We start from the raw sequence: 11,747 nt of genomic DNA on the forward strand, positions 1-11,747 counted from the left end.
TGATTTCCCATTCTGCGTCGCTCACATCGCTGGGGTATCCTTGTCTAGGCATTTTCTGTTCTCTTGCGTTTTACCCCCTTTTTCCATCTTTTGAGGCTTTTACCCCCTCTTCTTTATCTTTTCTTCACAGATACCCTCTAAGGGGGGAACGCAAAAAAGTCCCCCTTAAAAAGGGGGATTTAGGGGGATCAAACGCAGACGAGGCCAACATTGGAACGTTATGTATAAGCAGTAGCCCTCAGGAGAGGGTTAGGTGAGGGATTGCATAACTGGGATGCACTCATTTTTTTGGGTGTTGGCAGTATTTTGAGGGCGCAGTAGGGGCAATCAAAAAATCAGCCCGGAGGAGTCCGAGCTGAGGTGAGAGCATGGGATATTTGATTGTGAAGCGATGGGGTGTCGGGCGCGAAAATTAGGCAAGGGAGACGCGACCGCGTTGGACGGCACGGAGGAGGCGGTTAATGGCGCGGCACTCGTCTTCGGTGAGGTGTTCGTCCATGACGGCGGCCATTAAGCCGAAGCGATCGCTGAGCGTTAAGGTGTGGGTTTCGGCAACGTCTGCGAGGATGGCGTAGATTGCGCCGGGGATGAGTTGAAGGTCGTAAAACATGGTCTTAAACGGTTGTGCTCTCGATGTTTCTATCTTCACTGTTTTCGCAACTAAATCCCGTGATATGCCCTTTGGATCTCTGTGAACTTACCCACACCTAAACCTGATCTAAATACTAATATTGAGTGATATTGGTGATATCAAAGCGTGATGTTTGTCACGGCGAATTGTCCGGAGAGTTTGAGAATGGGGCTGGGTGAGGGGTCGGGGGAGGTGGGACTGTTGCGATCGCCCCGTTTCTGCACGGAAATCATGGGGGAGGGGGTAGCGATCGCATCGAAAAAAGCTTCCTCCTGCGATCGGACGACTCCACCCATCCATTTAGCCCCTTCAGCATGGCGCGAGGAGGGGAGGACTGTACAGCCGTCTGATAAAATAGCAAGTCTGTCTGACTATATTTAATGCTTCAGGAGATTTCCTTATGGCTCGTATGTACTATGATGAAGACGCTAATTTAGACTTGCTGAATGGCAAAACCGTCGCCATCATTGGCTATGGTTCCCAAGGTCATGCCCATGCCCTCAACCTCAAAGAAAGCGGGGTGAATGTGGTGGTGGGTCTGTACGAAGGCAGTTCCTCAGCCGCCAAAGCTAAAGACGCAGGCTTGGCCGTGCATTCTGTGGCGGATGCCGCCAAAGCTGCCGATCTGATCATGATCTTGTTGCCCGATGAAGTCCAAAAAACCGTCTATACCGCAGAGATTGCCCCGAACCTAAGCGCCGGTAAAGTGTTGCTCTTTGCCCATGGTTTTAATATTCACTTCGGCCAAGTGGTTCCCCCCAGTGATGTGGATGTGGTGATGGTGGCTCCGAAAGGCCCCGGACATTTAGTGCGCCGTACCTACACCCAAGGGGAAGGCGTGCCCGCCCTGTTTGCGGTGTATCAAGATGCGTCGGGTCAAGCCCGCGATCGCGCCATGGCCTACGCCAAAGGCATCGGTGGCACTCGTGCCGGCATCCTCGAAACCACCTTCCGGGAAGAAACCGAAACCGACCTCTTCGGCGAACAAGTCGTCCTCTGTGGGGGCTTAAGCGCCTTGATTAAATCCGGCTTCCAAACCCTCGTTGATGCCGGCTATCAGCCCGAACTCGCCTACTTTGAGTGTCTCCATGAAGTGAAGCTGATTGTGGATCTGATCGTCGAAGGCGGTTTGGCCAATATGCGCGACAGTATCTCCAACACCGCAGAATACGGCGACCTCACCCGTGGCCCGCGCATCGTCACCGACGAAACCCGCGCCGAAATGCGCCAAATCCTCAAAGAAATCCAAAGTGGTCAATTTGCCCGCGAATTTGTCCTCGAAAACCAAGCGGGCCGCCCTGGCTTCACCGCCATGCGTCGTCAAGAAGCGGAACATGTGATCGAAGAAGTCGGCAAAGACTTACGCGCCATGTTTAGCTGGCTCAAAGACAATTAAGCCAATGTTCTAGGCCGATTCAGCCTCGAACTCCCCGTCACCAAATCCCTGATCATTCTGGGCTGCCCGAATGATCGGGGATTTACAGTCTGGAGGCAAGACAACCCTGCTAACAGCGGTGCTGCATTCGGGGCCTCTGCCCAAACAGTAATCTGCTTGTCGGAGATCCAGATTCAATTCCTATCTTCAGCACTCACCTTGAGGTATGGGGATAGCTGCGGAGAATCGATAGATTAGGATATTGTATTCGGTAACCATCTATTGCCCCGATGGTTTTTCTATCTAAACCTTGTCTGTTATTTCGCTATGAGCCAACCCTCAGAACCAGCAAAGGGCAATATTCTGATCATTGATGACACGCCAAATAATGTGCGCTTACTTTCGACCTTGCTGACCAATCATGGGTATGACGTGCGGGGTGTGATCAATGGTGAAATCGGTTTACGGGCTGCCCGTTCCGCCGTACCCGACTTAATTTTGCTCGATATCAGTATGCCCCAAATGAATGGGTATGAAGTTTGCCAAGCGCTAAAATCCGATGCTCTCACGCAAGATGTCCCGGTCATTTTCATTAGTGCGTTTAATGAGGTCACGGATAAAGTTAAAGCGTTTGAAGTGGGGGGGGTTGACTACATTACCAAGCCTTTTCAATGGGCTGAGGTGCTAGCGCGGGTGGAGAATCAGCTTAAAATCTGTCTGCTGCAAAAACAATTGCAAATGCGCAATCAACAATTGCAACTGGAAATTCAAGAGCGGGTCAAGGTGGAAACGGCGCTGCAAATGGCCAATGAAAAGCTGCAAGGGTTGGCGAACCAAGATGGATTGACCGGTACGTCTAACCGTCGTCACTTTGATGAATATTTGCAGCGTTGGTGGACTCTGTTGACGGATGCGGGATCTATTGCACTGATTCTCTATGATGTGGATTTTTTTAAGGCGTTTAATGATCATTACGGGCATTTGGAGGGCGATCGCTGCCTCCAACGCCTCGTCCAAGCGACCCAACAGGCCATTGATACCATCGCTCCTCCCCATGCCCTCCTCGCCCGCTATGGCGGGGAAGAGTTTGGGGTGATTTTGCCCCAGGCGGATCGTGATCTAGCTCAGTCCGTTGCCCAAGCAATTCAAAGCCATGTCAACATTGCCGCGATTCCCCATCAAAAATCTACAATTCAAGACACGGTTACCGTTAGTTTAGGGATTGCCTGCATCGGGTTTACCGCTGAGAAGGAACCCACCGCGCTCATTGCCCAAGCCGATGAAGCACTTTATTTAGCTAAATCCGCTGGGCGCAATCGCATCGTTCACTATGATGCCGCCAAAAATTCCTAAATAACTAGACAGATCATCCTGAATGTGATCTAAATCACCCCGTACAATAAGGGAGGGTGGATGGTCTGAATCTGTTCTGTGTGATTTCACTGTGTTTCTCGCAATGCTTTTCCTCGACGATTGTTCAGGGACACGTCCCTTTCATCTCCATTGATGGCTGAACTTACTCCGCTCCCCTTATCTGAATCTGATATTCCGGCCGATATCCTTGTGGTGGACGATACACCCCACAACTTGCGCTTACTGTCGTCATTGCTGACCCGCAAAGGATACAAGGTGCGGAGTGTCCTCAGTGGCGAAATGGCCCTGAAGGCGGCCCAGGTGTCACCGCCGGACTTGGTGTTGCTCGATATTAATATGCCCCGGATGGATGGCTATGAGGTGTGCCAACGCTTGAAAGAGAATGGGATCACACAGCATATTCCGATTATTTTTATTAGTGCGCTCAATGATGTGGTGGATAAGGTGAAGGCCTTTGGGGTGGGGGCGGCTGACTATATTCCGAAACCGTTTCAATTTGCGGAAGTGTTGGTGCGGGTGGAGCATCAATTGGATTTGTTGCGATTGCGGCGGACGTTGGAGTCGCAAAATCAGCGGTTGGAGCAGGAAATTCGCGATCGCATCCTGATCGAAGCAGCCCTGCAAGCCTCCGAAGCCGAACTCAGGGCCCTATTTGCCGCCATGAATGACATGATCCTCGTCTTTGACCGTGAGGGACTCTGCCGCAAAGTTGCCCCCACCAAATTCGATCACAGTCGCCTCCGGTTCAACCCTCCCCACACCACCCCCAATCTTAGGGATATCGTCCCAGCAACAGAGGTAGACCACTACCTCAGCACCATCCAAGGGATTCTCGCTAGCCAAGAAACCATCAATGTGGAGTACGAAATGTCCCTAGCCTCCGGGCAGCGGTGGTTTTCGGCGAATATTTCCCCCTTGTCCGGCGAACTCGTGCTCTGGGTGGCGCGGGATATCACCGCCAGTAAGCTAGCCGAAACCGCCCTCCGCCAAGAGCAAGAGCGCTCCGAAACCCTCTTGCTGAATATTCTGCCTGCCCCGATCGCCCAACGCCTCAAAAATCAAGAAAGCACGATCGCTGACTATTTTGACAGCGTCACGGTGTTGTTTGCCGATCTGGTCAATTTCACCGAATTATCGACGGAACTGTCTTCAACGGAACTGGTGGAAATTCTCAACACGATTTTTTCCGACTTTGACCACCTTGCTGCTCGTCACGGCCTCGAAAAAATCAAAACCATTGGGGATGCCTATATGGCGGTGTCGGGGTTGCCGTACCCCTGCGATGATCATGCGCCCCGTGTCGCTCGGATGGCGTTGGAACTGTTGGACTACATTAAGCAATTCAACGCAGAAACCGGGAAACAGTTTGCCCTGCGGATTGGCATCAATACGGGGTCTGTGGTGGCGGGGGTGATTGGGGTGAGTAAGTTTGGTTATGACATGTGGGGGGACACGGTGAATGTGGCCTCGCGGATGGAGTCTCAGGGGGAACCGAACCGTGTTCAAGTCACCCAAACCACCTACGAACACCTGAAGCCGTTCCAGGATCAGTTTTTGATTGAACCGCGTGGCACGGTGTTGGTGAAGGGGCGCGGGGAGATGATGACCTATTGGTTGGCGCGATCGCCCCAGGATTCCCCCCCCTCAACCGCCTAGCACCGAGGCATCCACCGCACTAGTGTCACGACACACCTTAACCGGTGGGTTACGGCGGATTGCTAGATTACAGTGATGGCAGGAGTTTAAGCCGCCTAACCCACCCTACAATAAAGTATCATTTTGGCTGTGTCACGCCACTAGGTCAAACTGAGCACACCGATGATCACATACTTCCCGTAAAACTTGGTGCGAGTTCCGTAGACATCCACCCCGACGACGCGGCGATCCTTGCGTTGCCCTTGAAATTGACAGGACAGAATCGGGTTAAAGCCTTGGAAACATTGCTGCATCTGCTCTGCCACTTCACGATAATGGGTGGTGGACACGAGTTTGAGGATTGATTCTAGGATTACTAATTCGCCAAATTCATAGCCAAAAATTTGAGCGACGCGGGGATTGGCATAGAGAAACTTGCCGGTATCGGAGATGATAAAAATTCCGACTTGGGAAAGATCGGCGGCGTTTTCGTCTGGATTGGTGTTGGCTTCTTGCTTCGTGGCTTCTTGCTTTTGATGTTCGAGCATGTAGAGCCGGGCATTATCCAAGGCGAGGGCCATCTGAGTGGCGCACATTTCCATCAGTTCCGCCAGTTGGGGGGTGAAGTGGCGGGGTTGGGGGTGGGTGAGGGTGAGCAGGCCGAGGAGAACTTTACCGCGCAGGATAGGGATGCAGAGGGCGGAACCGACGGTGTAGGGTTGGTTGGGTAGGGTCATCCAGCGGTCATCGGTGCGGGTGTCGTCGATGCGGCCGGTTTGGCGATGTTGGACGACCCAGCCGGCGAGTCCTTGATCGAGGACTTTGCCGATCAGGTCGTCCCGTTGTTCTCGAATGGTGGCTCCTCGGGCGAGGATGCTTTCGGTGACAGCGCCGTTGATGTCGAGGAGAAAGAGGCTACTTTCTTCGGCGAAGGTGAGCTTGACGGAGACTTTAATGGTTTGGAGCAGCATGGAGCGCAACATGAGGCGGCCGGTGGCGGCGCGTCCCATGGAGACGAGCGATCGCACCAGTTGGTCTTGAGCATCAAAGGCGAGTTTGACTTTTTGCAGGTGTTCGGATTCCTGTTGCAGACGCTCGACTTCTTGAATCAGTTCATCCTTGGAGAGTTCAGCTAAGATGCGATCGCTCATAATTCCCTTTCCCGATGTGGGGTTTTGTGTGGCTCACTCCGATTGGCCAGACCTCCGGCCCTGATGTTTATCCTCTGACCTAGACCTGATGCTGGAGTTCTTCTAAGACATCCATCAGGTCAACCTGACAATGCATCGGCAACAGTTCGAGGAGTGGTAGTTCTCGCTTACCCCCGCCGACTTTAACCGGAATTTGCTGTAAGACCTCAAGCACACGGTCTTCGCTGATGTCATTGTCAACCAAGAGGGGATAGAGACGCTGGGCCACAAGGGTATGAAGTTTCGCGTCGTTGAGGTAGAGATGCCATTTCGCAACGTCAATGTAGACTACACTGCCGATCGCACTGGCGATCGCTTCAATTGCTTCGGTGGGATTGGAGTTAGCCATCGGAGTTTAGGGAGTAATCAGCGATCGCTGTAATGTAAATTAAGTGAACCAGGAGCAGAACGGCCCAAATCCCGGTTACCCATTTCGCCCACGGCCAGGCCGCCTGTTGGAGTTCATAAAAAAACCAAATGCCGGAATTGCAGGCGAGAAATCCTGCCACATGTACCGCGAAGGTCATGCGATCGTCCAGACGACGATAGGCCGGGTCAGTTGCGCGATCGGGTTTGCGGGGCCAACGGGGAGGCATGAGTGACTTTTAAACCTAACGATATAGACTACTAGTTTAACCTGAGTTGGGAAGGGCCATGGCTCGGTAAATCCTAGGGAGGGGCCTGCGATCGCGGCAAGGCTTAACCTTTCTTTATCGAAATGGTGTTGCAAACAGCCACGACCCAGGCGGGTCTGTGCCGATGGCCGACGCGAAAAAGCGGCAATTTTTTTTGAGCAAAAAAGGCTAAAGCCTTTGCAGAGATAGGGTTTTAGCGATTCGAGTTGCCCCAAGGATTGCCTAACTTGCGCCTTGCGACCCCAAAGAAATATTAAAAACCTTGGGAAAATGGGGCTTTCAGCGATCCACAATGACTAGACAACGCTTAGAATGAGTCAGTAAAATTACGACCCGATGAGGCTTTCAGCAATTTTGTGCTGAAGTCTAGGGTAATTGAACTTGTTCTCTATAATTTGAGAGCGCCAATCCAGCAAGGAGATTTTGTAATGAATAAAGGCGAACTTGTCGATCAGGTTCACGAGAAAACCAGCGTGACCAAGAAAGATGTGGATCGGGTCATCAGTGCCACCGTTGAAGCCATTATGGAAGCGGTGTCCAATGGCGAGAAAGTGACATTGGTGGGTTTTGGTTCCTTTGAGCCTCGCGATCGCAAAGAGCGCGAAGGTCGCAACCCCAAGACCGGCGATCCGATGAAAATCCCCGCGACCAAAGTGCCGGCGTTCTCTGCCGGTAAATTGTTCAAGGAAAAAGTCGCTCCGTAACTTGGTGAGCTATTTTTCGCGGGACTAATGAAGACGCGACCGACTCACGGCGGGAATCTAGTTTGGGCAACCCATGTTGCTGACTGTTCCTTCCGTGAGCTTTTAGATTTTTCGGCGAGTATTAACCCCCTCGGCCCGCCCCCCTGTGCGATCGCCGCCCTCCAAGCCAGCACCCCCACCCTCAGCCATTACCCCGACCCCAACTACACCGACCTGCGCGGCGCGATCGCCCGCCATCACAATATCGACCCGGATTGGATTTTACCGGGCAATGGCGCGGCGGAACTCCTGACCTGGGCCGCCTGGGATCTTGCCGCCCACACCGAAACCACGACCCTATTTACCCCTGCCTTTGCGGATTATCGCCGCGCCCTCCGGGCATTCCAAATTTCAGTGCGGGATGTGCCGTTACCCCTCGACCCGGCGCACCCTCAAGAGCCGGATTTGCCCGCTGATCTGTCCGGGCTGCTGCTCAACAATCCCCACAATCCGACGGGGAAACTCTGGCCCCTAGGGGCGATCGTGCCGTGGGTTGCCCGGAGTCAGTTGGCGATCGTTGATGAGGCGTTTATGGATTTTCTGCCGCCGTCTCAGCAAGAGAGTTTGATTGATCAGGTGGCGGCTTGGCCCCAGGTGGTGATTCTGCGATCGCTCACAAAGTTCTACAGTTTGCCGGGGCTGCGGTTGGGCTATGCGATCGCCCATCCGGATCGGATTCGGATTTGGCAAGACCGGCGCGACCCCTGGGCGGTGAACGGGTTAGCGGCGGCGGTGGGGGTGGAGATTTTGCAGGATCATGACTTTCAACAGCAAACCTGGGCGTGGCTCCCTCCCGCTCGGCAGGCGTTGGCCGAGGGTTTAGCCCAAATTCCGGGTCTAGAACCGCAACCGGGGGCGGCGAATTTTCTCCTGGTGCGGACGAAGATTCCCAGCGATCGCCTCCAACTCCATCTCCTCAAAACCGCTAAAATTTTGATTCGAGATTGCCTCAGTTTTCCGGAATTGGGCGATCGCTACTTCCGTGTTGCCGTCCGCACTCCGGCCGAAAACCAACGCCTGATCACCGCGTTGCACACCACTGTTACCGCCCTTTCGCCCGATGATTGCTAATGGCGTTTGATTACGATTTGGTTATTGTGGGCCATACGCCCGCTGGTGTCACCGCTGCCCTCGAAGCCACCCAACAAGGGGCCCGCGTCGCCCTGGTGAATCACAATCTACCACCGGCGATCGCGCCCTATATTCGCTACGGCCTGCGCTATTGGAGTTCTCAACAGCGACCCGAACCGGCTGCCGTGGATTGGCCCGCGATCACCGCCCAGATTCAAGGGGGCGTGGCGGCGATTACGGAGCAATGGAGTCCGGCGGTGTTGGGGATGGCGGGGGTGGATTGGGTGGCGGGAATGGCGGAGTTTGTCACGGAACCGGCCCTAGGGTTACAGGTGGGGGAACGGCTGCTGCGATCGCGGGCCTATATTCTTGCCCTCGAAACCACCACCGCCCGTCCGGAATTAGCCGGGCTGAATGTGCTGACGGTGGATCAACTGTTGGCCCTACCTCAACTCCCCGCGCAGCTTGCGATCGTGGGGCATCAACTGGATGCGGTGGAACTGGCCCAAAGTTTGCAGCGACTGGGCAGTCAGATCACCTTGATTTGTCGCGATCGCCTCCTGCCCCACGAAGACCCCAGCCTCGTCCAACGGATTCAGGCCATCCTCGACGGGAGCGGCGTAACCGTACTTCCCCACAGCCCCATTCAACAACTCAAAGTCCTCGACGGGCAAACCTGGCTACAACTCCCGGAACAGGCCCTCGCCACCGATGCGCTGCTCTGGCTCGATCGCCCCCAACCGGAACAGAGCGGGCTACACCTCGATCGCGTCCAAGTCACCGTCCACCCCCACGGCATTCCCGTGACGGCAACCCTCCAGACCCACCATCCCCGCATCTATGGCATCGGCGCAGGCTTAGGCGGCTACGACCTCCCCCACCTCGCCCAAGCCGAAGCCACCCAAGCCGTTCACCATGCCCTCAAGCGTCACCGCAACGCGATGGACTACCGCACCATTCCCGTCATTCTCCACACAGACCCGGCCTTTGCGCGGGTGGGGTTAACGGTGCTTCAAGCCCGCGCCCACTATGGCGAGGCGGTACTCTGCCATCAGACCTATATCAAAGACAGCGCCAGCGCGGCCCTGCGGGGAACCACCACGGGACTCTGTCGGGTGGTGGTGTTGCCGTCGGGGGAACTGTTGGGGGCGGCGGTGTTGGGGTCGGCGGCATCGGAGGCGATCGCTGTTTTTGCCCTGGCTATCGATCAACGGTTGACCCTGGCTGATTTACCCAGCCACCTGTTTCCTCAACCGAGTTTTTCGGAAGCGATCGCCGAACTCCTGACCCGCTGGCATCAACATCACCCCGTCTCCCGCTGGCGGCAGTGGTGGCCGTTTTAATTCAGCTCCTAGTGCAGCGTCAATGCCAAGAATTAGGATGTTTGTAGGGTGCTGTTAGCGAAGCGTAACGCACCGTCTCGTTGAGCGTTGGACATTCAAGACAATCCGAATCGTAAGTCTTGACGCTGCACTAGGAACCGGAGCGCCACCAGAGTTTAATCGTGTGATCGAGGCTGCTGCTGGCGAGGGTGTTACCGTCGGGACTGAGGACGAGGCCGGTGATGCGATCGCTGTGCCCATGGATCGTATCGTCAGCCTGACCCGTTGCCACTGACCACACCTTGATCATGCCGTCTTCGCTGCCACTGACCAGACATTGATCATCGCTGCTCAGGGTGAGGGCGCTGATGGGCGTTGTATGGCCCGTATAGGTTTGAATCACCATGCCCAGGGCCACATCCCAGACCCGAATTTGCTGATCTGACCCTGCAATGAACAGACGCGACCCGTCGGCATTAAACAGCAAAGCCGTCATCCGATACTCTTGCCGCAACGCCCGCAACAATCGCCCCGTCCCCATCTGGCGAATTTTTAGGGACTTTTCGAGGCTGCTGCTCACCAGGGTGAGGCCATCGGGACTGATGGCGACGGCGTTAATGGTGTGGGAATACCCCGTTAAGGTGCGTAATTCTTTGCCGCTGCTGATCGCCCAGAGGCGCACGGTTTGATCGGCGCTGCCACTGACGAGACGTTTGCGGTCGGGATGAAAGGCGATCGCAAACACCCCCTGGCTATGCCCCCCAAACCAGCCCCCCAAGGTTCGGACTAACCGGCCATTTTGGAGATTCCAAAGGCGCACGGTGCGATCGCTCCCCCCGCTGGCAATCCACCGCCCGTCAGGACTCACCGCCACACAATGAACCTGCCCCGTATGGCCGGTTAAGGTCCGCAGCGATCGCCCCGTACTCAACTGCCACATTCGCACCGTTGCGTCATCGCTGCTGCTCACTAAATAGCGCCCATCGGGACTCAACGCCAACCCCGTCACCCCCGCCCGATGTTGGCGCAGGGTTCCGGCACAAGACCAGGCCACCGCCGGGGGACGAGTCCGCCCCGTGGCCGCTGAGGTGGGCGATGGGGTGGGGGCTTGGCTGCGTTTTTTCAGTTGAGCCACACGACGCAGATCGGCATTGGCCCGGCGATCTTTTCCCGTCACTGCATAGACTAACGCCCGATATTTATAGGCCGCTAGATAGTCCGGCTGTAAAAAAATAGCTTGGGAAAAATCAGCGATCGCATCACTGTAGCGTTCCTGCTTCGCCTTTTCTACCCCTTTGATGTAGTACCATTCCGCCTCATTTTCCACCTTGCTGCGGGGGGCCATCTCATCCCCCAACGGCTGCCCCGATACCCGATGATCTTTGAGGTATGCGTAGGCTTCGTTAATCGCTTTAATCCGCTGCTCGGCTTCGGCCTGTTCTGTCCCCGTTGCGATCGCAAAACGATCCGGATGCCACTGCTTCACCAACCGCCGATAGGCCTGTTTAATCGCCTTCGCCGATGCCCCCGGACGTAGTTCGAGAATCTCATAATAGCGATAAACATTAGCCATGCCGTCTCACCCTGAATGCCTTCTCTTCCACAGGCTTCAGAGCTAATCTAGCATCCTATTATCAAAAATTTTGGGTTTAAAACCCCGTCCTTCTAGGACGGCTTTAATGGACTAGAATTGGAATGGCGATAACCAAGCCACCAAAACCGAACCTTGAAAACCAAAGTTAGCGGGTTCCAAGTTGAAGAAGACCACCAA

At 54.8% G+C, this 11,747-nt stretch carries 12 protein-coding genes; 6 read left to right on the plus strand and 6 right to left on the minus strand.

The genetic code is table 11. The annotated features are described in order from the left end of the window. Positions 1 to 412: 412 nt before the first annotated feature. The gene (locus tag PN477_RS15360) at positions 413 to 610 is read right to left on the minus strand and encodes a hypothetical protein (RefSeq protein ID WP_272115924.1); all 198 of its coding nucleotides are present in this window, start codon (positions 608 to 610) and stop codon (positions 413 to 415) included. Between the two features lie 140 nt (positions 611 to 750). Then, positions 751 to 927, minus strand: a complete 177-nt coding sequence (locus PN477_RS15365; RefSeq protein ID WP_272115926.1) for a hypothetical protein — start codon at positions 925 to 927, stop codon at positions 751 to 753. A gap of 104 nt (positions 928 to 1,031) precedes the next feature. Between PN477_RS15365 and ilvC the strand changes: the two genes are divergently transcribed. The 3 genes from ilvC (at position 1,032) to PN477_RS15380 (ending at position 5,036) form a co-directional block, all read left to right on the plus strand. Beyond that, positions 1,032 to 2,027: a ketol-acid reductoisomerase gene (gene ilvC / locus PN477_RS15370; protein WP_272115927.1), complete on the plus strand. Its 996-nt coding sequence runs from the start codon at positions 1,032 to 1,034 to the stop codon at positions 2,025 to 2,027. A gap of 306 nt (positions 2,028 to 2,333) precedes the next feature. After that, the gene (locus PN477_RS15375) at positions 2,334 to 3,359 is read left to right on the plus strand and encodes a diguanylate cyclase domain-containing protein (RefSeq protein WP_272115929.1); all 1,026 of its coding nucleotides are present in this window, start codon (positions 2,334 to 2,336) and stop codon (positions 3,357 to 3,359) included. A 153-nt stretch (positions 3,360 to 3,512) separates the two neighbouring features. Then, positions 3,513 to 5,036, plus strand: a complete 1,524-nt coding sequence (locus PN477_RS15380) for an adenylate/guanylate cyclase domain-containing protein (protein WP_272115931.1) — start codon at positions 3,513 to 3,515, stop codon at positions 5,034 to 5,036. A gap of 140 nt (positions 5,037 to 5,176) precedes the next feature. Here the strand turns inward: PN477_RS15380 and PN477_RS15385 are convergent, their stop codons facing one another. From PN477_RS15385 to PN477_RS15395, 3 genes are all read right to left on the minus strand, one after another. Then, on the minus strand, positions 5,177 to 6,166 hold the full coding sequence (locus PN477_RS15385) for a GAF domain-containing protein (protein WP_272115933.1): 990 nt from the start codon (positions 6,164 to 6,166) through the stop codon (positions 5,177 to 5,179). A gap of 79 nt (positions 6,167 to 6,245) precedes the next feature. Continuing rightward, positions 6,246 to 6,554, minus strand: a complete 309-nt coding sequence (locus PN477_RS15390; protein ID WP_272115935.1) for a DUF3181 family protein — start codon at positions 6,552 to 6,554, stop codon at positions 6,246 to 6,248. Continuing rightward, positions 6,547 to 6,801 (minus strand): 2TM domain-containing protein, encoded by a 255-nt coding sequence (locus PN477_RS15395; RefSeq protein ID WP_272115937.1) that lies wholly within the window; start codon positions 6,799 to 6,801, stop codon positions 6,547 to 6,549. Before PN477_RS15395 ends, PN477_RS15390 begins: the two co-directional genes overlap by 8 nt. A gap of 467 nt (positions 6,802 to 7,268) precedes the next feature. On the opposite strand from PN477_RS15395, the gene PN477_RS15400 reads away from it, so the two are divergent. Genes PN477_RS15400 through PN477_RS15410 form a run of 3 tightly spaced genes read left to right on the plus strand, consistent with a single transcriptional unit; the run spans position 7,269 to position 9,997 of the window. Continuing rightward, a complete protein-coding gene (locus PN477_RS15400; RefSeq protein WP_072620502.1) occupies positions 7,269 to 7,544 on the plus strand; it encodes an HU family DNA-binding protein in 276 nt (91 codons plus the stop codon). 27 nt (positions 7,545 to 7,571) lie between these two features. Beyond that, positions 7,572 to 8,654, plus strand: a complete 1,083-nt coding sequence (gene cobD / locus PN477_RS15405; protein ID WP_272115941.1) for a threonine-phosphate decarboxylase CobD — start codon at positions 7,572 to 7,574, stop codon at positions 8,652 to 8,654. Next, complete coding sequence (locus PN477_RS15410; RefSeq protein ID WP_272115943.1) at positions 8,654 to 9,997, plus strand: FAD-dependent oxidoreductase; 1,344 nt, start codon at positions 8,654 to 8,656, stop codon at positions 9,995 to 9,997. The genes cobD and PN477_RS15410 overlap by 1 nt, the downstream gene beginning before the upstream one ends. A gap of 130 nt (positions 9,998 to 10,127) precedes the next feature. Here PN477_RS15410 and PN477_RS15415 read toward each other — a convergent pair whose 3' ends face one another. Further along, the gene (locus PN477_RS15415; RefSeq protein WP_272115945.1) at positions 10,128 to 11,549 is read right to left on the minus strand and encodes a DnaJ domain-containing protein; all 1,422 of its coding nucleotides are present in this window, start codon (positions 11,547 to 11,549) and stop codon (positions 10,128 to 10,130) included. Between the last annotated feature and the right edge of the window lie 198 nt (positions 11,550 to 11,747).

Origin of the sequence: Spirulina subsalsa CS-330 (assembly GCF_028330765.1) — a bacterium.
GTDB lineage: Bacteria > Cyanobacteriota > Cyanobacteriia > Cyanobacteriales > Spirulinaceae > Spirulina > Spirulina subsalsa_A.